The sequence below is a fragment of the Alteromonas lipotrueiana genome (assembly GCF_019249245.1).
GTDB classification, from domain to species: domain Bacteria; phylum Pseudomonadota; class Gammaproteobacteria; order Enterobacterales; family Alteromonadaceae; genus Alteromonas; species Alteromonas lipotrueiana.
Genome location: NZ_JAESDK010000005.1, coordinates 55,151 through 77,146, shown reverse-complemented (window position 1 = coordinate 77,146; position 21,996 = coordinate 55,151). Strand labels below are relative to the sequence as shown.

20 protein-coding genes, 1 tRNA gene and 1 riboswitch are annotated in these 21,996 nt (G+C 44.5%); of the genes, 19 read left to right on the top strand and 2 right to left on the bottom strand.

Translation table 11 applies throughout. The features are described from left to right. The first annotated feature begins 2 nt into the window (after window positions 1–2). From JK130_RS05185 to JK130_RS05165, 5 genes are read left to right on the top strand one after another with little or no spacing between them, the layout of a single operon-like run. A complete protein-coding gene (locus tag JK130_RS05185; protein ID WP_218353152.1) occupies window positions 3–1,361 on the top strand; it encodes a MotA/TolQ/ExbB proton channel family protein in 1,359 nt (452 codons plus the stop codon). A 1-nt stretch (window position 1,362) separates the two neighbouring features. Beyond that, entirely contained in the window at window positions 1,363–1,887 is a 525-nt protein-coding gene (locus JK130_RS05180) for a MotA/TolQ/ExbB proton channel family protein (protein WP_218353266.1), read from the top strand. 11 nt (window positions 1,888–1,898) lie between these two features. Then, window positions 1,899–2,297: an ExbD/TolR family protein gene (locus JK130_RS05175; RefSeq protein WP_195809974.1), complete on the top strand. Its 399-nt coding sequence runs from the start codon at window positions 1,899–1,901 to the stop codon at window positions 2,295–2,297. 1 nt (window position 2,298) lies between these two features. Then, complete coding sequence (locus JK130_RS05170; RefSeq protein WP_218353151.1) at window positions 2,299–2,910, top strand: energy transducer TonB; 612 nt, start codon at window positions 2,299–2,301, stop codon at window positions 2,908–2,910. Window positions 2,911–2,912: 2 nt separating this feature from the next. Beyond that, window positions 2,913–4,178: a tetratricopeptide repeat protein gene (locus JK130_RS05165; protein ID WP_218353150.1), complete on the top strand. Its 1,266-nt coding sequence runs from the start codon at window positions 2,913–2,915 to the stop codon at window positions 4,176–4,178. 191 nt (window positions 4,179–4,369) lie between these two features. On the opposite strand, the gene JK130_RS05160 is transcribed toward JK130_RS05165, so the two are convergent. Continuing rightward, entirely contained in the window at window positions 4,370–6,460 is a 2,091-nt protein-coding gene (locus JK130_RS05160; protein WP_218353149.1) for a GNAT family N-acetyltransferase, read from the bottom strand. Between the two features lie 59 nt (window positions 6,461–6,519). Here JK130_RS05160 and JK130_RS05155 point away from each other — a divergent pair, with 59 nt between their 5' ends. Further along, on the top strand, window positions 6,520–6,948 hold the full coding sequence (locus JK130_RS05155; RefSeq protein ID WP_218353148.1) for an acyl-CoA thioesterase: 429 nt from the start codon (window positions 6,520–6,522) through the stop codon (window positions 6,946–6,948). A 3-nt stretch (window positions 6,949–6,951) separates the two neighbouring features. Here the strand turns inward: JK130_RS05155 and JK130_RS05150 are convergent, their stop codons facing one another. Further along, window positions 6,952–8,715: a helix-turn-helix domain-containing protein gene (locus JK130_RS05150; RefSeq protein ID WP_218353147.1), complete on the bottom strand. Its 1,764-nt coding sequence runs from the start codon at window positions 8,713–8,715 to the stop codon at window positions 6,952–6,954. Between the two features lie 397 nt (window positions 8,716–9,112). Next, a riboswitch (TPP riboswitch) is annotated at window positions 9,113–9,213 on the top strand. Between the two features lie 55 nt (window positions 9,214–9,268). Here JK130_RS05150 and JK130_RS05145 point away from each other — a divergent pair. The 13 genes from JK130_RS05145 to JK130_RS05085 all read left to right on the top strand — a co-directional run bounded on the left by JK130_RS05145 (window position 9,269) and on the right by JK130_RS05085 (window position 21,992). Then, window positions 9,269–11,329, top strand: coding sequence for a TonB-dependent receptor (locus JK130_RS05145; protein WP_218353146.1), 2,061 nt, complete (start codon window positions 9,269–9,271; stop codon window positions 11,327–11,329). A 9-nt stretch (window positions 11,330–11,338) separates the two neighbouring features. Beyond that, window positions 11,339–11,602, top strand: a complete 264-nt coding sequence (locus JK130_RS05140) for a YkoF family thiamine/hydroxymethylpyrimidine-binding protein (protein ID WP_218353145.1) — start codon at window positions 11,339–11,341, stop codon at window positions 11,600–11,602. 5 nt (window positions 11,603–11,607) lie between these two features. Further along, on the top strand, window positions 11,608–12,219 hold the full coding sequence (gene pnuC, locus JK130_RS05135) for a nicotinamide riboside transporter PnuC (protein ID WP_218353144.1): 612 nt from the start codon (window positions 11,608–11,610) through the stop codon (window positions 12,217–12,219). Next, window positions 12,206–12,973: a phosphotransferase gene (locus tag JK130_RS05130; protein ID WP_218353143.1), complete on the top strand. Its 768-nt coding sequence runs from the start codon at window positions 12,206–12,208 to the stop codon at window positions 12,971–12,973. Before pnuC ends, JK130_RS05130 begins: the two co-directional genes overlap by 14 nt. A gap of 120 nt (window positions 12,974–13,093) precedes the next feature. After that, window positions 13,094–13,170: transfer RNA gene (locus tag JK130_RS05125), tRNA-Trp, on the top strand. A gap of 66 nt (window positions 13,171–13,236) precedes the next feature. Then, a complete protein-coding gene (locus JK130_RS05120; protein ID WP_218353142.1) occupies window positions 13,237–13,728 on the top strand; it encodes a hypothetical protein in 492 nt (163 codons plus the stop codon). 5 nt (window positions 13,729–13,733) lie between these two features. Further along, the gene (gene rimI, locus JK130_RS05115) at window positions 13,734–14,201 is read left to right on the top strand and encodes a ribosomal protein S18-alanine N-acetyltransferase (protein ID WP_218353141.1); all 468 of its coding nucleotides are present in this window, start codon (window positions 13,734–13,736) and stop codon (window positions 14,199–14,201) included. 244 nt (window positions 14,202–14,445) lie between these two features. After that, window positions 14,446–16,392, top strand: a complete 1,947-nt coding sequence (locus JK130_RS05110; protein ID WP_218353140.1) for a hypothetical protein — start codon at window positions 14,446–14,448, stop codon at window positions 16,390–16,392. A 173-nt stretch (window positions 16,393–16,565) separates the two neighbouring features. After that, window positions 16,566–16,865: a 2OG-Fe(II) oxygenase gene (locus JK130_RS05105; RefSeq protein ID WP_218353139.1), complete on the top strand. Its 300-nt coding sequence runs from the start codon at window positions 16,566–16,568 to the stop codon at window positions 16,863–16,865. A gap of 87 nt (window positions 16,866–16,952) precedes the next feature. Further along, window positions 16,953–18,812: a DUF294 nucleotidyltransferase-like domain-containing protein gene (locus tag JK130_RS05100; RefSeq protein WP_218353138.1), complete on the top strand. Its 1,860-nt coding sequence runs from the start codon at window positions 16,953–16,955 to the stop codon at window positions 18,810–18,812. After that, entirely contained in the window at window positions 18,809–19,534 is a 726-nt protein-coding gene (locus tag JK130_RS05095) for an exonuclease domain-containing protein (protein ID WP_218353137.1), read from the top strand. Before JK130_RS05100 ends, JK130_RS05095 begins: the two co-directional genes overlap by 4 nt. 837 nt (window positions 19,535–20,371) lie before the next feature. Next, a complete protein-coding gene (locus JK130_RS05090; RefSeq protein WP_218353136.1) occupies window positions 20,372–21,664 on the top strand; it encodes a hypothetical protein in 1,293 nt (430 codons plus the stop codon). After that, window positions 21,654–21,992: a hypothetical protein gene (locus JK130_RS05085; protein WP_218353135.1), complete on the top strand. Its 339-nt coding sequence runs from the start codon at window positions 21,654–21,656 to the stop codon at window positions 21,990–21,992. The genes JK130_RS05090 and JK130_RS05085 overlap by 11 nt, the downstream gene beginning before the upstream one ends. Window positions 21,993–21,996 lie beyond the last annotated feature (4 nt).

Sequence of the window (21,996 nt, the reverse complement as noted above, 5' to 3'; positions counted from 1 at the left end):
TAATGAAACTAGTATTTAAATCTCTGGTAGCCGCTGCAACGATGGCGGTTATGGCGACCGGTGCTCAGGCACAGGAAGCAGCAAGTCTTTCTGACCTGCTAGATCAAGTAAAAAACAACCGGGTTTCGCAAGCCCGCATCAACCAAGAGCGTGAAGCTGAATTCCGTTCAGACCGTGCAGATAAGCAAGGCCTTCTGCGTACAGCACAAGCAAACCTGCAATCTGAGCAAGATCGTGGCGACCGTTTACAACAACAGTTTTCAGACAATGAAACGACGTTAAACGACAAGTCAACTGAACTTGAACAAGCTACCGGTACATTGGGTGAGATGTTCGGTGTGGTACGTCAAGCGGCTTCTGAAGCGTACGGACGTATTTCTACATCAATCGTTAGTGCTCAATTTCCTGGTCGTGATGATTTTCTAGCTGAAATGTCTGAAGAGTCTAAAGGCTTGCCAAACATTCAGGAACTAGAAGATCTATGGTTTGCACTACAAACTGAAATGACTGAGTCAGGTCAGGTTGTTCGTTTTAATACTGAAGTAGTCTTACTTGATGGCGGCAGTAGCCAGCAAGAAGTTGTTCGTGTTGGTACCTTTAACTTAGTGAGCGAAGAAGGTTACCTGACCTTTGATGCAGAAAACGAAGTAGTTCAGCCGTTAGGTCGTCAACCTGAAGGCTATCTGGTTTCTTCTGCCGAAGAGCTGGCCACAGCAACGTCTGGTATCGTTCCGTTCTATGCCGATCCTTCACAAGGCGCTATTTTAGGTCTGTTGAAAGAAAAAGCGACCATGACAGAACGTTATCATGCAGGTGGGGCGGTAGGTTATACCATCACAGTCATGCTGATTATCGGTTTGCTTATCGGTATCTACAAGCTTGTTACTTTAGGTATCACGGGCAGCAAAATTAAGTCTCAGCTTAAAAACCCAGGTAATCCTTCTAACAGCAACCCACTGGGTCGTATCCTGAATGTTTATCAGAAAAACAAGCACTCTGATGCTGAAAATCTTGAGCTTAAACTTGATGAAGCGATTCTTAAAGAATTGCCTTCAATTGAAAGCGGCATCAATGTTATTAAGATCTTCGCAGCAATAGCACCTTTATTAGGTCTGTTGGGTACGGTTCTTGGTATGATTGCAACGTTCCAGACAATCACATTGTTTGGTACCGGTGACCCTCGTCTAATGGCGGGTAGTATCTCAATGGCGCTAGTAACTACAGCCCAGGGTATTATTGCAGCATTACCACTGATTCTGACTCACAGCATTGTTGCTTCACGCAGCAAGTCTATTGTGCACATTCTGGATGAGCAAACTGCAGGTATTATTGCAGCTCACACAGAGTCGGGGAAAGTCTAATATGAATAGCCTGATTGGATTATGGGAATCTGTCAGGGACTTTATCGCTACCGGCGGTGACGTGTTGTACTTTGTTGCCGCTGCGCTCTTTCTCATGTGGGTATTAATGATTGAGCGCTACTGGTACATCACAGCGGTCTTTCCAAAGGTGAAAAAAGATATTATCGCCAAATGGGACGCCCGCGCCGATACTACCTCATGGTATGCGCATAGAATCCGTGAAGCTTGGATTTCCCAAGCGTCTGATAATCTAGACGCAAGGATGTTAATTATCCGTACATTAGTGGCAATGTGTCCATTAATAGGGTTGCTGGGTACAGTAACCGGGATGATTAGTGTATTCGAGACAATGGCAACGCAAGGTACTAGTAACGCACGTTTGATGGCATCTGGTATCTCAATGGCCACAATTCCGACTATGGCCGGAATGGTAGCGGCGCTGTCTGGACTGTTCATAAGTTCTCGTCTTGAAGCCAAAGCTAAGTTGGCAAAAGAAGGCTTGGTTGATAGCCTGCCACATCATTAGAGAGAGATATTATGGCGCGGAAAGTCAGAACCGAAGAGGAAGATGCGCAGATTGATATGACGCCGATGTTGGACGTTGTATTCATCATGCTAATTTTCTTCATCGTTACCACTGTTTTCGTAAAAGAAGCAGGTATCGAGGTAAACAAGCCAGAAGCGAATCAGGCGTCACTGCACAAAAATGCCAATATCTTCATCGCTATTACAGATGATGGAAGTGTATGGTTAGATAAACGTGAAGTGGCGGTTGAAAGTGTCCGAGCAAATATAGAGCGATTATTGACGGAGCAGCCGACAGACTATGTCATTATCCAGGCTGACGTTAAAGCCAAGCATGGGGTCGTCGTGAAAGTGATGGACCAGATTAAAGCTGCAGGTGTTGATCGCATATCAGTAGCAGCAAGGGGATAAGATGGTTCGATTTATCGTTTCTATATTATTAGGTGCAGCGGTTGCCTTTGGTTTGTTCGTATTAATGGCAAAGTTAATCGAAAACTCAGGTCGGCCGGCCGATGAAATTCCTGATGCACCGGTTATTGATGTGGTGATGCAGGAGCCTGACGCAGATACACAGACACGTCAGCGTACTCCGCCACCACCTCCACCACCGCCTCAACAGCCGCCTAAAATGCAGCCTGTTGAGCCGGATGCCTCAGAAGTAGATTCTGATGGGTTCAGCCTGGCTGTACCAGCAGTTGATACTGGCGGCGTTGGGGTAAACATTGGTGCGGTAGGTGCAATGCAACAAGATGGTGAAGCAACGCCTATTGTTCGTATTGATCCTAAGTATCCGCCACAGGCAGCCAGAGATGGTCGTGAGGGTTGGGTTAAACTTTCTTTCACTATCACAGAAGCCGGCGGCGTAGAAGACATTGATGTAATCGATGCCGATCCTAAGCGTATTTTCGACCGTGAAGCACGACGTGCTTTGAGCAAGTGGAAATACAAGCCCAAAATTGTTGATGGTAAACGTGTTAGACAACCTAATATGTTCGTTCAGCTAGACTTCAAACTGGAGCAGTGATCATGATGAAAACAACATTCAAAATGTCAGCCCTTGCTTTAGTCATGGGAGTCTCAGCTGTAATGTCTGCGCCAGTAATGGCGCAAGCATCATCACCCGTGGTTTGTCCTGGCTATGAAAAGGGCAAAACGCAGTTGGTTGGTGAACGTGCAGGTAAAAAGGTTCAAAAAGCGTTTGAAGCGTATAACGAAGACCTTGTAGGTGAAGCATTAGAGATTCTGTACGATGCCGACCCTTCAGATGCGTTTGACAAAGCTTATGTCGGACGCTTTATAGGTAATTTGTTAGCGTCTCAGGATGGTAAAGGCGAAGAGTCGTTGCGATACCTCACCAGTGCGGTTGAGCCAAAGGTATTAAACGACACCGAGCATGCACAAACGCTAAAGCTGATTGGCGACCTGAATCTTCGTGAAGAAAACTACAAAGATGCCATTAAGTGGTATAAAGAGTGGATGGACTTCACCTGTAAAGAAGATAAAGACGTTTATGTTCGTATGGCTCAGTCTTACTTTGAAACTAAGCAATTAGACAAAGTAATTGAACCTGCTGATAAAGCCATTGCGCTTTATGAGGAACCGAACAAAAACCCTTACGTTTTAAAGCTGCAATCTTACTATCAACGTAAGATGTATCCTGAAACGGTTGAGGTTGCTGAAACACTGGTAAATACGTTTCCTGAAACACCGGCGTGGTGGACTCAGTTAGGTGTTTTCTACATGTTAGTAGAAAACTATTCTGATGCCTTAGCGACAATGGAAATTGCCTATAATGCGGGCTACCTGGAAAAAGAGTCTCAGTTTAAAAACCTGGCTCAGCTATATTCCACTAATGGTATTCCGTACATGGCGGCTAAAATTCTTGAGAAGCACGTAGAAAACGGCGATATCAAGAAAGACGATAAGATGATGCGCAGTATTGCAAACTCATTCCATCAAGCAAAGAACTATGACATTGCAGCAAACTATTATGGTAAAGCTGGGCAGATGAGTTCTGATCCTGAAGATTTCCAAAAACAAGGAAGCTTGTTGTTGGTAGCTGAGGATTATAAAGGTGCGATTAGTGCCTTAAATAAAGCTTTGGAACGGGGTGCAGAAGAAGAAGGAAAAATCCATTTCTCTTTAATGGAAGCCAACTTCTATCTGGGTAACTTCAAAAAAGCGTGGGAACATGTACAGCTTGCGAAGAAAGAGAAATCTATGCGTCGTAATGCATTAGCATGGGAACCGTACATTAAAGAAAAAGCGAAGAATCGTGGTATTAACATTTAATCGATGATTCTCAACTTAAAAAAGCCCCCTTTTATAGGGGGCTTTTTGTTTCTGGCGTTTAAAACTTAAAAAATAATGACAGACCGTAAGAACTCTTTGGTCGAGTCCAGCTAATCCATCGCCTTGCAAATGGCGCTAACTTATATAACTTCGGCTATGTGTGACGTAATAAGCATGTATAAAAATATGTTTCAGCTATTTATAGCTTTGTATAATGCGCTGGAATGACGTGTAAGTTCAGCTCGTATTAACGTCTCAAACTCTTTGCGCCCATTCAGGCTTTTTGTATCAATAAGTTGTGTCATCGAGAGGTGGGTTATATAAAAAGCGCTAAATAGCGGCATGTCTGCCAATACTGATTGGCTCAGCCTCCTAGCCAGATATGCCAACGTATTAACTGTTTGCTGACGAGTACGTGATTGATTTAAATACCCTTGCAGACGTCTTTTTACAACATTTTGTACCCAGCTACTGTAATTTTTGTTGTCAGAATTATGACTTGATGTGTCGAATCGGTACAGTTCTTCTAAACAAAAGAGCTGACGTTCTGCTTTTTGAGTTAACGGCTTTAGGGCAAAAGCACTTGTCTGGCCGCTCGCTTTATCGGGTTTTTCGCCCTGCTTGACTTGTTTAAAACCCACTTGTTGCCAAAAATATAAAAGGTGCGGGGCATTACCAAAGCTAGTCGCAAGCCAGTCAATGTTTGCTTTTTGCGCCAATTCTTCAAGTTTTTTCAGCATTGCGCGGGCTACGCCGTGTCGACGGTACGTATCACGTACGGCAATGCGGCTTATGCGCCAATAGCTTTGTAATACCAGTCCACTTTCGCCGGTCAGAAGACCCAGACTTTGTGCACCCAAATGTCCACTTACCCTTCGGGTGCCATCTGCAATAGCATGAGCCAAAGGTTTCAATGTTCTGCCGCCTTCGATATTTATAGCAATAGCACCCACCAGTTCGCTATCGGCCCATGTCAGCAATAACAGAGTGTCGGGCGCATCGTGAAAGCGGACTAAATCATCGGGGGAGGTTTGATAGTGCGCACTACTTAATAAGGTAAACACAGCATCGCGATGCGTAGCCGTTAGTTCACAGGCTTTAATCAATTGATGCACAATATCCGCAGCACAGGGTGGGGGAGGCAATTGTGTAATGGCCTGCGGTGAATTTTGGTGAGAAATGTCGGGTGGCAATGAGCCAGGTAACAACGTTTTGGTCAGCACAGATTCTAACGGGTCGTTATTAAACCAGCGTAAAGGTTGTTCGAGCTTCACTTCAACTAGCTTGTTGGCCTGTTTAAGGGGGGTTAAAAATCGATGAATAAACCCAAGTCCTGAGCCTTCAAAGCCCATAGTCGTGGTGCTTAGAACACACTGATTATGGGTGGCTATTAATGTATTAAGTACCGGAAGCGGTATTGCCGCTGCTTCATCGATAAGTAATACGTCGGGGCGCATAGTGTTTAGGTCGGGGTGGTCCAATGCTAACCATCTAATCTCAGGTTCTGGTGTATTTATAGTGGCGCGGTATTTTTCGATAATTGAATAAAAGACGTTCTGGCTTTGTTGCGCTGAACTGGTGAGCCAGACGGTTTTTCCACTGGCTTGCCAGTGTAGCGCTAACAAAGCTAATAAGGCTGACTTACCGCGCCCTCGGGGCGCAGTAATGGCGCAAAGTTGTCTGCCATTTTCTACTTCATCTATTATTTTGTGCCAGGCAGCAAGCTGATCGTTATTATTAAACCGGGGGTGCTCAAATTCAGAACAAGCTTCGGCAATACTGACGGGAAGTGAAGCATTGTTTCTCTGGAGCCACGCTACATTTGTATCGTCATTAAGCTGCTTTAGCCAATGTTGGGTAAAGGCACTGCGGTGCATGGTAAAGCCGTATGACAGAAAATGCGGGGTTGTTACGCTGTCATGGTAAGGCCAGTGCGAGGGCTCTGGGGCTAATATAATTAGCACACCTCCTCTTTTTACTGTACCTGCAATTGCAAGTATTGCGTTGGGGCGCAAGCCATCAAATGCATTATAAACCGCCACATCGAACTCCTGGCCCAACGTTTGCCGATATAAAGGCAGACTACGGTGTGTGTTCACAGCAATATCAAGGGGTTTGCTACCCAGCCAGCAGCTGCTTGCTGATGAAGGTAGTAATGTAAAAAGCGAAGAAATTTGTTCGTAAGCCCAGGGCAATTCGCCGGTTAGCATAAGTAACTGTCGGTGAGCCAATGCGCATGCTGCGCGGCGTTGTAACCAGTGCTGAAGATTTGCCAAAGCCATAATACAAAAATTATCGTATAATAACGCTGAAGTTTAAACATTTACCTAAAGGAATACGAATGCGTTTTTTATCGCGCCGTTTAGTAATGCCCAACGATTTGAATTATGCTGACTCTTTATTTGGCGGCAGAGCATTAGAATGGATTGACGAGGAGTCAGCGATTTATGCAATTTGTCAGTTAGAAACAAACTGTTTGGTGACAAAGCATATTGGCGAGATCAATTTTGACTCTCCAGCTATGAATGGCGACATTGTCGAGTTTGGTCTTGCCACAAAGGCTGTGGGGCGTTCTTCTATTACTGTTAGCTGTCTGGTGCGTAACAAGGCGACTAAGAAAACAATTTGTCTGGCGGATGATATTGTATTTGTAAAAGTCGATCCTATCACCCGTAAGCCAGTACCCCACGGTAAAACACTTGAAAGCCTTGAAACTCAGACAGAAGCTGAACTAAAAGCATTGAATTTACTTACCGAGAAAAGCCAGTAGGGTTTATTGCCACTGGCTTAAAATTGACTGTATGCGTGCATTGGATGCCGCCGGAAAGGTAGACAAGATATCTGAGCGCTGATTTTGCCCCATGGCGCACAACGTAAAGCTGATGTTGTGCGCATCAACAATACGACCCGCCGTGCCCGACGTTTTTTCCGTGTCGGTCGTTTGACATAGCTTCCAGAGCTTTTGGTTAATATCGCTATTAAAGCCCCAGCGAAGCAACATTAAAGAAGTTGCGCCATAAAGACAAATTCCAAACTCAGTATTGAGCAAATCGACAAACTCACTAAATGTTTTACAGCTTTCCCATGCCCGCATTACGCCATCCACAAACAGGCATTTGTCGTGAAAAACCAAAAATACCGACAATGTACTAAACAAAATTAACTGCTTTGATACTTCTGTGTTCGCGGCCGACACTTCCGTTTCCGCAGTTAATGCATTAAATATTGGTAAACTCAATAACATCGCATCGGTAAGTTTTTCCACTTCCCGGTGCCGGCATTGTGCGTTTAATTGTTGTTGAGCTGCAAACAATACCGCCAGGTTTTTAATATTACTCAGGCCCAGATTTCGGCCAATGGCTTGTTCTAAGGTATCGGGCGACGAGCCATAAATAGCTTTACTGGCCTTGCTCATAATATGAGCCTGGAAAATGGGATCTTTTTCGATAAGTTGTACCACCGACTTCAGCGTCATGGTGTCATCGTCAAGTTGCATTAACGATTGAATGGTCGCGGGGAGCGGCGGCAGGTTGTCAACAATGTCCAGCAAACTATGATTGCCTTTATGAAAGCGCAGCCGGTTACCTAGCTGTCTTAGCTGACCGGCACTAATACCCGCATATTCTTTGAAGCTTCGTTCAAACGATCGTCTGTCTGAAAACCCTAAGGCCACAGCGGTATCTTCAGTCTTATCGCCAGCCAGTAGTTTTTGACAGGATTTGTCGTGAATATATTCTTTAAGCACGGCGCTAAAAGTAATATTGTGCGCACGCAATAACCGGCGTAAACCTGATTCGCTCTGGTTCATCTGCTGGGCCACCCATTCAGCACGAATTCGGGCTGGCGCTTCTGCTTTGGCAAATACATGTAATAATGTTTCTCTAAGCCCGGGCGCTTCAATACGACTTAAGGTGGGGGCCAGAAGTTTTTCCATTGCCTGGCTATGGTAAAACGAGGGTCTTTGTAGCCACTGGGGGTCAAATTGCAAAGAAACCTGCTTACCCGTCTGCCATTCGTTCTGGCTTAAGGCAGTAAGCAGTGAGGGGGCATGCCCGGAAGGGCGACAAATACTGGCAAAATCAAAACGTCTACCCGCTAAGTGACGAAATAAAGCTAATAAAAAATAGCTTTGCATATCATCTAACAGCAGAGTGGAACCCGCCGGCCAGGTTAATTCGATAAAATCATTTTTGTTTTGAGTTTGAGTTACTTTGCTATGAAGCCATTGTTCAGAACGCGGAATTATTGCCTGTAATGCTGCTTCAATATGTTGAGCTGAGGTAGCATAAACGACCAGGTTACCCATTTTATTAAAGTCAAAATAGCCAATCAAAGAACGTCCTATCAATGGGCGTTCAGCCTCTGGGCACAGGGGCTCTAGTAATGCACTGAGTGCTGTCTCGTTAATCAACCCCGCTTCAAGGTCGGGTAGGGCTTCCAAGGCATTAGCATCGGCCATCGACATATTGTCCTGATCGCGCCGCATACTTAAAATAGCACGCACTACTGCAGACCAAAATAAACCTCTGTATTGCATAATGCTCCTTAAAAAGCCGGCGCTATTGGCCTCTACCATTATATAAATTAAGAAAATTGTCCCATATATAGTAAAAGGTGTCCTGTCTTATTACCTCCTCTTTTTTTACTATTTATAGGTGCCAACAGGATAAATTCTCAATCAGAGGCAAGATTGTCTTTTTCAGAATACTTTTGCCTGTCTTTATTTATAGCTGTTGGTATCAGGTCAACCGGCAAAACCGCTTACCGCCAAGCAGGTTTTGTAAATTTAATAGTGCAATAGATGCTATAAATCCGGGCTTCGACGACCAATCTGAAGAATGCTCGCGCCGTCACTAATAGCGGGCATTCTTTTTTCTTTCGCTTGACGATTTAAATTCACTTGTTAGACTCCTTCCCCAGTAAAATATTAAGTAAGACAGACCAAGGGGCGCCTAAACCGGCTGAGATCCACATTCGTGGGGACCCTTTACCTGATCCGGATAATACCGGCGTAGGGATGGTGTTTACATCTGACCAGTTTACCTGCCGTTAAGCCGGATCTTTTTTCGCTATAAGAACAGAGATCCTTGATGAAAAAAAATCCTATCATGGTTGCGTTATTGTCCTGCATGTCGTTTGCAGCAACCGCTGACGAAACAAGTATTGAAACCATTGTGGTTACCTCAGACTTTCAAAAAGCAACACTGGACCAGCTCAGCGCCAGTGCAACAATTGTGGGCGAACAGCGGGTTCAAAGTCGTCAGGCAGAATATTTAGCTGATATTTTGAATATTGCCCCCAATGTTAATTTTGCAGCAGGCGCCTCTCGCGGCAGGTTTGTTCAAATTCGGGGTATTGGCGAGCGTTCTCAGTTTGCTGAACCTATCAACCCGTCGGTAAGCTTTTTAGTAGACGATTTTGACTTTTCTGGTCTTGGGGCTACGGGGGTCTTGTTCGATACACAGCAGGTAGAAGTATTTCGCGGGCCGCAGTCAACCCTGTTTGGTACCGGGGCTTTAGCCGGAGCTATAAAAATTGTCAGCGCGCAGCCTACAGAAGATCAAACCAGTCATGTGCAATTACGCGCCGGCAATAAAAACAGCTATCGAATAGAGGGTGCAGCGGGCCAGGCCCTATCTGACTCTGTACGCTACCGAGTGAGTGCTGTTCACAATGCCAGCGATGGTTTTGTAGAAAACCGTTTTTTAAACCGCAGTGATACCAATAATATTGATGAAACCGCAGCACGGCTAGCCGTGCAATGGGATATTGATAACAATACAGTGGCAGATATTAGCTACCGTTGGTACGACATTGATAATGGGTACGATGCTTTTTCGTTAGACAACACCCGCGAATCTTTTGCTGATGAGCCAGGGTTTGATGAACAGCAAACCCATGCGGTAAGTGCAAGGGTCACGCAAAATTTTGACGCAGGGCAACTGACGATATTAGCCACCCACGCGAGCCATAATACCGCGTATGGTTATGATGAAGATTGGGTTTTCCCCGCGTTTCATCCCGCTACCTACAGCTCATTTGATGCATACTTTAGAAGTATCGATACGCAGACGGCAGAAATTCGCTTCACCTCTTCACCGTCAACACGCTTGTTTAATAATACTACCGGCTGGACACTGGGGGCTCACTTTAAAGGTACCGACGAAGCACTTACCCGTGAGTACACTTACGCCCCAGAAGATTTTGTGAGTGAGTACACGCCAACCACTAAAGCCTTTTACGGTGAAACACAGTCGCAGTTGAGCCAGGATTTAGCGTTAATCGTAGGTTTGCGGTTTGAAAACTATGATTTTGACTATGCCGATAACCAGGGGATGCAACAAAGTCACAATACGGACATGGTTGGCGGCAAAGTTGCGTTGCAGTACAGCGCATGGGAAAAGCTCTGGTACGCCAGTGTTAGCCGCGGTTTTAAGGGCGGGGGGATCAACCCTGCGCAACGTGTATCATCTGATAATCGTTTTTTTGAAGAAGAATATAACTGGAACTATGAATTAGGAGTCAAAGGGCCTTTTATTAATTCTGATATCACATTAAGAGCGGCATTATTTTATATGCAACGCGACAATACCCAGGTTAACGATTTTGATGTCGAAATTAGAGCCGATGGTACACCTGATTTTATTGATATTATCGACAATGCCGATTTGGGAACCAACCAAGGGTTTGAAGCTGAAGCAAACTGGCAGGTAAATAGCCGTTGGCAATTACAGGCAAGTGTGGGTTACCTTGATGCGCGTTTTGAACAATACACCAACGCTAAAGGCGAACAAGTTGATGAGCAGCGTCAGGCTCAGGCGCCCAAATGGACAGCGAACCTTTTCAGCGACGTAGTCCTTACCGAGACATTAAGCTGGCGTGCTGAAATTGACTTTAAAGATCGCTATCGCTTTTCAGACGGTCACGATGTAATGTCGCCTTCTGCTACCTTGTTTAATACTCAAATAAACTGGCAGCAAGAAGTTTGGAGCACCACGTTGTGGGTTAAAAATCTTTTTGATAAGACCTATTACGTCAGAGGTTTTGGTGGCTTTAGTAATGACCCCCGCGACAATTACGCGTTTAATGAGCCCTATTATCAATTGGCCGAAGGCCGTCAGTTTGGTATTACCTTCAACTACCAATTTTAGGAGCATACTATGCAGGTTATGGTTGAAATTTCATTGTATCCACTAATGAATGAGTACATTGAGCCAATTAAGCAGTTTATTGCTCGGTTGAACGAACATACGCAGCTATCAATAGACACAAAAGCCACCAGTACGACAGTGCACGGCGATTACCAAACCGTCATGAAGGTGCTGGGAGAAGAAATGCAGCGTACTCACGAAGAAGTAGGTCAGGCGATTTTTGTAGCGAAGTTCTTAAACTTTGATGCAATGCACGCTAATAAGGGGTCTTAAACAACATGATAGATACCTTTATACAGCAGTTGATTGACACATCAGCGCTGGAGTGGGCTGCTGTCCTTTTTGCCTTAGGGTATGTTTGGCTGGCCGCGCTTCAAAGCAGTTGGTGTTGGTTGTGTGCATTCATCAGTACGGGTATCTACACTTTTTTGTTTTGGCAGGTCACGCTGCCTTTTCAGTCGGTTTTAAACTTCTTTTACATGCTGATGGCAATTTATGGCTATTACCAGTGGCAGCGTGGAGATGAAGAAAAACAAACTATTTATTCGCTTAGCTGGGGCTGGCATCTGGTTATGGTGCCGCTGTTGCTAATAGCAGGGTGGGGATTAGCAACGGTAGCCGAAGGCCAGTTTAGCAACCAGTTTTTATGGCTTGATGCCTGTATTCAGGTACTGAGTGTAGTAACCACCTTTATGGTTGCGCATAAAGTTTTGCAAAACTGGGTGTACTGGTTTTTTATCAATCTGGCATCGGCTTACCTGTACGGGCAGACCGGGTTGGTATTAACCGCGTGCCTGTTTACCTGTTACGTTGGTTTTTCAGTTTATGGGTATCTTCAGTGGCGCACTGAATATCGCGAGCAGCAAGATCCCCAGCATGCTTATACCTGATGAGTTGTATAACGCGTTATCGATTCATCGCGATACAATAGCAGAGCCTGTTCAGGGTGGGGCGGTCAACCATGTTTATGCGTTAAAAGACCGCAATGGCCAGTATTTGATAAAATGGTTGGGCGACGATACGTTTAGCGGAATCGACCGGCAAGCGCAGTTCAGATTGCAGCAACAGTTAGCCCGCTACCATATTGCGCCAGAGCCTTTGTGGTTAAGCCCAGATAACAATTGGTGGGTGGAACGTTTAGAAGCACGTCACTTTGTAAAAGTTCAGCCAGGCACTTTAGGTGAAATCTTAGGGAAAATTCACAGCTTACCGATAACCGCACCGCTGTTAAACCTACCAGAGCGGCTTCGCCATTATCTAACACTGGCAGCACCACCGCCAGACAGTCAGTTAAACAAAAACGCCCAATTAATAATTGATGCCTTGTATCGCAAACCGATTGAGCAGACCGAACAAGTGTGTGGGCACAATGACTTATCGGCCGGGCACATATTACGTTTATCACCGCTGATGATTATTGACTGGGAATACAGCGGGGCGGTTAACCGGTTTTTTGATATCGCCAGTTGTTGTGCCATAAATAATTATAGTGAAAGCCAGTGTGGGCAGTTGTATCAGGCGTATGCCACCGCTACCGGCATAGCCTTGCCACACATTACAGAACAAATCAGCTTTTATAATAAGGTAGTGAATATTACCGACCAAGTGTGGGTTGCAGCGATGAATGCGACCAGTGGCAATTGAGCCGAATCAGGTCAAGTGTACAAGGCCTGTACAATTTGCTGAAATGATAAGCAGTTGGTCATGTCTTTGGTAAAAAGTCTTTACCTTTTGTATTGCATACGTATAATGCGAAACCGCGCTAGGGGTGTAGTTCGAATTGGTAGAACAGCGGTCTCCAAAACCGATGGTTGGGGGTTCGAGTCCCTCCACCCCTGCCACTTTCCTTTCTTTTATGATTATTTCAGTCTAGTGTATTACCTCTTTGGCTTCAGGTTGAACAAACCGTGTTAAATTTTTCTCAAATAGCGGCATTGCAACAAATGGGTATTTGCGTATGGTTGCCCGCTGAACAGCACGTATCTTCTGAAGATTCTTCCGGGTCAGAAGGGCCCCAGGCAGTAACAACCAGAATCCAGGCTTCGCCAAATCGTATAGAGCAACTTGCTGCATTACGCTCTAACCTAAATGATGATACAAAAAGTGCGGCTAGTGAAACACAGCCCGATACAGTATCTCCTGCCCAGCCTAAACCTAAAACCGCATCAGCGGCTTCGGTAACTCCGCTTACCGCCGCCCAACAAACCGACGCTAAAAATTTACTCGTTGATATTGAGCACGCCCTAGCTTTGATTATGCCAAATGCTAAGGCCTGTGAGGTAGTCATTGGTACATCACTAAAGGTAACCTCAACCCTCGTTGTTTTACCGGTAGCCCCGGCAGATTTGACCGCCGCAGATAAGAAGCAGCTATGGCAAGCAATGTTACAGCAGGGGTGAAACGTATGGATTCATTTTGTATTGACACTGCAAACGAACGGGAAATTGCGTTGGCACATGCGCTTCACTGTCAGGTAGTACCGAATCCCTGGCGATTTGAAACCTTTGTCGATAGCACCACCACACCTTACTGTTTACGTGTTGTGCGTCAGCGTGAAAAGCTGATTGGGTATGCCATTGTATTGATGGTAGCAGACGAAGCTACACTGATTGATATTGGAATTCACACGGCGGCACGCGGCCAGCAGGCTGGTCGAAGGCTATTACACGATGTCATAAACTATTGCGCTACGCATAATATGGCAACGCTATGGCTTGAGGTGCGGGCAAGTAACCATGTTGCGATTTCACTGTATACATCCAGTGGGTTTAAACTTTTTGAAACGCGTAAAGGCTATTATCCTGCCGCCGACTCAAGCTCTTCAGCAGAAGATGCGCTTATCATGAGTTGTACATTAAATCCTGAAAATTAGGGTTTCCTAATTTATACCTTTCAAATTTTCCACGATTTTTAGCTTGCTAACTAAAAATCAAGTTATTGTTATTTAAACTAAAAAAATACACTTTAGACAAAGTTTTACGCCCTGTAAATACTTGCGTATTAGTACTTATACCTCGTTTTCATAGGGGTTTACCAACCAAGAAGCTACTCTTACTGCTCCTGCCCTGTCAGCTTGCAAAACGCAAATTCTGACGTTAACGAAGTGTGTTGCAGTTATGAACAAATCAATTATTTACATCTCGATGATAGCCTGTACAACCCTAATCACTGCATGTGGTTCAGGCGGAAGCAGTGAGCCTGAAACGCCCCAAAGTGTGCCTGAAGTAAACCAGGCAACACCAGTGCCAAGCGCTTCCGGTCCGCTTCCAGGTTCATCTTCTAATATTCCTGTTCAGCAACCACCCACCAGCACACCGCCACCAGCAGGTCAGTCGGGAGGGTTAATTAATGTTCCGGTGGGCAACCTGACCGAAACGGTTAGTGCTGCACCTGAGCAGTTCAGGCTGGGCGCCCAGCTGGCAAAAATTAATTCAGATATGACCGCCTGGACATTTACCGATGTGATGAAAACATCGGGTAAAACAGGTGAAAGTCTGGACAGCCTTCAACACGGCTGGTTTGTAAAACAGGCAAAAAGCTTCGATGCTCAGCTAAGTCAAAAAATCAACGTTGATGCTGACGGCTGGCCGGTAAGTATGCAGCTAAAAAATGGCGATCGTGCTGAGGCTATTTTTACTACGGTAATGACCGCCGACATAGATAACGCTTATGCTCCTGGCATTTATACCTTCACCTTTGAGGGTGAAGGAGAGTTTGAATTTGAAAACGTGAGTATTGTTGACCAGCAGGCTGGCCAGATCCAACTTGATTATGCCGGGCAGGGCGCAGTCACGGTATCTATTATTGATACCGACCCGCAACAGTCGGGTAATTATCTACGCAACCTACGGTTGCTGCGTCCTGATAGTCAAAACGATGCTTTGTTTACTCAGGAATATCTGAACTATTTAAAATCAGCAAAAGTCATTCGGCCTACACAGTGGATCAGCAATGCCGCATTGTATGGTGTGTTTGATGATGAGCAAACGGCCTTGACCCTGCAAGACTGGAACAGCCGGGTTAAGTTAACGCATAGCCACTGGGGCACAGGTAGCGGAGCGCCTTACGAGCTTATGGCTGAGCTTGCTAACCAGTCAGCGTCGCATCTGTGGCTAAATGTGCCGCTGGCGGCCGGCGATGACTATATAAAAAGTTTAGCCACCTTGTTACACAACCAGCTTGCAACCAATCGGGTGTTGTATCTTGAATTAGGCAACGAGTTATCTAAGCGAACTTTTCCGCAACGTCAGGGCCGAGACTATGCGCTGGCGCAGGCTTTAATTCGCTGGCCCGACGCTCATGGCGCACCAGCTATGGAAAACCTGTCGACTTTACAGCAGGAAAATATGCTCATTAGCAACTGGCAGGCAGCCCGTACGCTTGAAATTGCTGCATTGTTTGATGATATCTGGGGCAACGATGCTGAACGTGTGGTAAGCGTGCTGGCAGGCACGGTTCAAGACACCAAAAGTCCGCTTACTTACAATCAACAGTTATTAGAGGGGGCGTTAATTACCCACTTTGAGCAAAGTCAGGCGCCCGGACATCTTATCGACAGCCTGGCGGTAGATCCTTTGGTATACAATACCTCTGCGACTCAGTTCAGCATTGACAACGCTCAGGCTATGCTTACCGATACACGTCAGTTTGTAGATGGCACTGGCCGGTTTTATGAGCAAGGTAGCACGCCGGGTCTGCGCTACGGTATCAGACAAGCTGCAACATTGGTCAGTCAATATAATATTGCACTGACCGCCTATGCGGGTGGCCATGGATTTGACGCTTCGTCTTATCTTAACTATCAGGTGATTAAAAGTCCTGAAATGTATGATCTGTACGAAACGGTCTTTGATGTCTGGAATGAAGAAAGCGGTGGGGTGTTTGTTGCAGGCAAAGGTATTACAACCACCGCTTTGCCAAACTATTGCAACAGCAACAATTCAAATAGTAAAACAATGCAGACTAGCATCGGCCTAAAAGAAACGATGCGACAAAGTGAGCAGGAGGCTCATATGTACCGGGCCTGGCGTGACCAAATGCGCAAAATTGGTCAAATAAAATAGTTTGCTAACAGGGTTGAACCGAACATTGTGGTTCAACCCTGATTTACTCCTGCCAAAACGTTACACGTCATAACAAATTCATCTGCTTACGCCCGGTTTGCTCCTTCCTTTACATTTTGTCCTATGCCAGTATTTGATGCCTGTCTCTACGGTAAAATATTAAGGCAAAAACATTGGCCAAAGTCACAAACAAACCCCTCTTTAGTTTTAAAGGAGTGGCACTGAATCTGGTGACCTACCCCACTGGTCATCAGGTTTTACGTCATCATGACCCTATGGGCAGCGGTCGTTATTACAAACTTAATATTGTGATTAAAAAGCCTGAGGCGGGCGGGGAGTTTTCGGCCGACAAAGTAATATTCTCATGGCTAAAGCGAATCTATTTATTCAGACCCGATTTATATTCGCACAGTGTTAGCCGAATTGAAAAAGGCCAGCGAAAATTGCTTAGCCTGGCGGTATATATTCCCTGACATACGCTTGTTGTCAGACCCAGGCGGTAACGTGAGCAATAAAGTGCGACTTCGCCCCCAATAGCTTTATAACCGGTGAGACAAATTATGGAATCTGCATTACTGCCAAATATTGTCGGCTTTTTAGCAAAAATTGATCCCTTCGATCTCCTCAGCGATGAGGAACGTGAGTCGCTGGCCACGTCGGTCGATATTATGTATCTGAAGAAAAACGAGGTATTGCCGGGCGAGCAGATTGTTGGGCAGGGTCTGTATATTGTCAGAACCGGAGCAGTGGAGCAGCGCCATCATGATGGCAGCCTGCGTACCCGCCTGGCCGATGGCGATTTATTCGGATTTAGCCAGCTGTACCGTGAGGGTGAATGCGGTTATACCTTACGGGGAATTGAAAATACGCTCCTGTATCGCATACCTAAAAAAGTATTGTCAGCTTTAATCGATCAGAATCCGAACATACGAAATCACTTTTCTTCTCAGGAATCGGTTCGACTTGCGCATTCCTCTGCCCATCAGGAAGGCGAAGAAGCACTGTACTTGCGAAGTGTGAAAGAGGTAATGAACCGCCGGGTTGCGCGGGTCGACACAGAAATGTCAATTCGCGAAGTGGCTCAGGTTATGGCAAAAATGCATCGTTCCAGCGCATTGGTATTTAACGGCGATACACTGGTGGGGATGGTAACCGACCGAGATATGACCACGCGCGTACTGGCCACTGGAATGGATACCTCGGTGGCGGTAAAAGAGATAATCACCCGCCATTTGCGTACGGTAAATCCTGAAGCGCCGTTATTGCAGGCTATCGAGATTATGATGCAGCATAATGTGCGTAGTTTACCGGTTATAGAAAACGACGCTGTAGTCGGCGTTCTGACCGCGACCAGTCTGGTAGAAAACTCTCACGTTCAGGCAATATATTTAATCAGTCAGATTTATCGACAAACCACGCTTAAAGAGTTGATTGCACTGGTGCCTCAGCGTCAGTCTGTGTTTGAAGCACTTCAGGCGGCCCGGGTTGACTCCCGGGCAATTCAGCAAATGGTCACCTTAATTGCTGATGCATTTAACAAGCGTATTTTGCAGTTGGCTGAAACAAAGCTGGGGCCACCGCCCATACCCTATGCCTGGTTTTGTGCCGGTTCGCAGGCGCGTTTTGAAATGCATCTGGGGTCGGACCAGGACAACGGTATCATTTTACAATGGGAGCCCCAGGATGATGAAATTAAATACTTTAAAGCATTGGCAGACTATGTTTGTGATGCCCTGAACGAATGTGGTTATCCCCATTGTACGGGTAATATTATGGCCAGTAATGAACGCTGGCGGGTGCCCCTGGCCACCTGGCAAGACTATGTCAAAGAGTGGGTGGCAGAAACTGAGCTACAAAACTTGCTCGATATCAGTGTGTTTCTGGATCTTCGATTTTTGTATGGAACCGATCATCTGGTGGCGGCCTTAAAGCAATCGTTATTAGCCCGGGTTGAAGGACACAACCGCTTTTTTGCAATGCTGGTGGCCAACTCTTTACGTGTCAGTCCGCCCCTGGGTTTATTTCGAAAATTTGTGCTAACCCGTGATGGGGACAACCGGCAGGTACTGAATATTAAACGTCAGGCCGTTAATTTAATAGTAGACCTGGCCCGGGTATACGCGCTGGTGGCAGGTAGCTCGGCAACCGAAACTACCCATCGCCTGCGCGATGCAGCAAATAGCAAGGTTATTAACGAAGTCAGTCGTAACGAGCTTATTGAAGCATTTCAGTTTATCAATATGGTTCGTTTTAAACACCAAAGCGAACTCGTCTGTCATGGGGCAAAGCAGGATAATTTAATTGCCCCGTCGCAACTTACCGCTTTTGAACGAAACCACCTTAAAGACGCATTTCGCATTATCTCACGTTATCAGGAGGCAGCTCAGCTACGTTTTAATTCGGCAGGTTTGCTTCGATGAAACAAAACTTCTGGCAGGCCTGGCTAACACGTTTTCATCCGCTGGTGAGCGCCGAAAAAAAACGCCGTTATGCTTTAGCGAAAAACCACTTTGACCCCCAGCTTAAAACCTTTTTTGACCACAAATTGCCGCACCCAGAAACCCGGCTTAAAGATGTTGAATGTGTGGTGCTGGATTTTGAAACATCGGGCCTGGATGCATCCATGGATGCAATATTGTCGGTAGGCATGGTAAGCCTGAAATTTCCGGTATTATCGTTATCAACTGCACAGCATTACTATGTAGATACAGGTCATAGTGTGGTGCCTGATACCGCGATTATTAATCATATTGTTCCTGAAACACTTAACCGCGGAATGGCGGTAGTGAAGTTAGGCCCTTTGCTGCTACAGGCATTGGCTGGCAAGGTGGTGATTGCCCATGGCGCATGGATTGAGCGGCAATTTTTGCATACTTTACTTGATTTACCTGAACACATAGAGCTACCGCTGGTGTTTTTAGACACGTTGGCTATTGAGCGTTCGATGTCAGTAAGCTCTGGTATGGTTAAACCCGACCTGCGCTTAACCAGCATACGGGAAAATCGCGGCTTGCCACCGTACCTGGCGCATAATGCTTTTGCCGATGCAGTGGCTACCGGCGAGCTGTTCCTGGCTCAGGTAACGGATATTTTTGGTCTGCAAAATGCCAGGCTGGGCCCATTAGTTAAACGGTCGAGATAAGTTCAGACTCAATATGTTTTAAAAAGAGACACGACATTAATACAGTTATTCGCCATTCTGGGGAACGTGTTATAATAGCAAAATCACTGTGGTATCGGCCGTATACGTTGTTGAAGCCCACGGTCGAGGTTTGTAAAATACAGCCGGATAAGCGTATGGGGGTCTGTATTGACTTGTAACCCAGTTACTGTGAAGTTCGACAGACATCCCATAAATTAGGGACAAAAATATTAGGTTAGGTCATCGTATACAATATGTACACTCAAGTAGCGAAATGCTCTCGATGTATCGATAATGATGGTCCCCCCCTCACCGCGTTACAGAGGGGCGAAACAAAGATGGTGGCATAAGGGCGGGTCAGACTTCGAACTGCCCTAAAAAGAGAGATAAGATTTACACTTTACTATATATCCAACCTTAATACGAAAGCCTATAATAACTCATAGAGTGTAGTGGCTCATACAGGACTGTCATGTTTACTGATAAGTTCATACTCAAATTGACAGTTAAGTAGTAGTGGAGTTCCGTGTTTCCAATAAAGTCGAGGTCGGCTATACTTTTCTTGGCTTTAAAGAGCGCTTATATATTTATCTATATAATGATTACCAACTCATATTGATACTCTAGCGTCAGTACCGTGATCCTGAAATGAAGAAATTAAATTTTTTAAATTTAAAATTTTGGTAATTAATTGTCGTTCTTTGTTTTTAATTGATAGTAACTTAACTTAAGTATATTGCTTTTTTTCAACCTAAAATTTGTATTTTTACCGTCGTTACAAAATTTTTATATAAATGGAATGATTTAATAATAAAAAATGGGATTTACTTTAAAAATATGAAAAAGATGACAGATTCTTTTCTTTACCTTCAGAGAAAGCATGCAAAGCAGGCAGGTCGTTCAGTACGACAAAATGATGGAAAAGATAGCCAATATCTAGAAGCGAGAGCGTTTGTTTTAGAGCAGCTTTGTTCAATTAGCTCAACAACAAATTTACCTAAAAATAGAAGTGTAACGGCAAAGATAACTGAAGATTTTTCAATGCTTACTAATCCAGAGTGGACATTGACATTGATTTCAGACATAACAAAAATAGGCAGGCAGAAGAAGCTTAAAGAATTAATTATTGATCATTCTGAAATGCCAAAGCATGATCTTTCCGCAGAAGTGCTGCTAGGTCAATCTGTACTTAGTGTCAAAACGAAAAAAAATAAAAACAATAATCGTATTAGTATTAAAGGAGTTTATCCAGAAAATGAAGATCTTTCTCCAATGTTAAATTCTATTGGAATCGTAGAGCATATAAAAGCGGAAAAACTTCAGGTATCAAAATCTGATCCAAAGACGATTAAAGTTTTTAAAACAATATGCACTAAAAAAGAGAAGATCGATTTATTCTGTAGCGATAAGAAAACTCAAGCAGCAGTCAATTTCATAGAATATATGGATGAATGTTTAGAAACAGTAGATCGCAAACTTACCGAAGAGGCTGGGACAGAACTGGCTGCTATAATAGGTGAGCTAATTGGAAATGCAGAAGACCATGCGGATATTGATGAAACTCATTGGCAGTTCTATGGATACATGGACAGAAATTCAAAAGATGAAATTTATCAACAAATTTCAATTTTCAATTTCGGTAAATCAATAGCTCAAACATTTATTGATAAGCTTAATGTAGATGAAATAAATAGCAGAGTCGACGGTTATACTAACCTACATAGAAAAAATGTTTCGCTAGAAGAGCTTTTGACAGTTATGGCTTTTCAGGAAAATGTATCTTCGAAACTCGATATTGATAGTACAAGAGGTCAAGGTTTCACTGACTTGTTATTATTTTTTGAAAATATTACACAAGAATGTACAGAAAATGGAGATAAGCATATTGAAATGTCTGTCGTAAGTGGAGATATTTATGTTTACTTTGATGGAAAATATATGCCATCGAAGGATCATGTATCTAAAAGGCACTTACTTTATTTTAATGAAGATAATGACTTTTTTCAGCCACCGAACGCCAATTACATCCGTAAAATGAGTAAAGCTCGCTTTCCGGGTACGATAGTTACAATTAAGTTTCACTTAAAAGAGAGTGATACTGAATCGTTGGAGCAACGTTATGACAGTTAGAAAAAACAAACCTATAGATTTTACTAGGATTGGTGTGCGCGCTTATGTCGGGCGCCCTAACGGCGAGAAAGCTCGTGTTCATTTTAATATTGAAGACTTCGATCTGGTTAAAAGCGAATGTTCAGTGGATGTAATATTTCCAGATACTACTAGAACTATATCTAGTTCTTTTTTCTTGGGCATGTTCGGGAAAAGTATACTCAATGCCGGTGACAAAGCTGAATTTTATAAGCGATATAATTTTAAAGCAAAAGAGCATATTTTGAATCAGATAGATAAAAGTGTAGATAGGGCTTTAGCTTCATTGAACAGCGCATATGAAAGGTAAATAA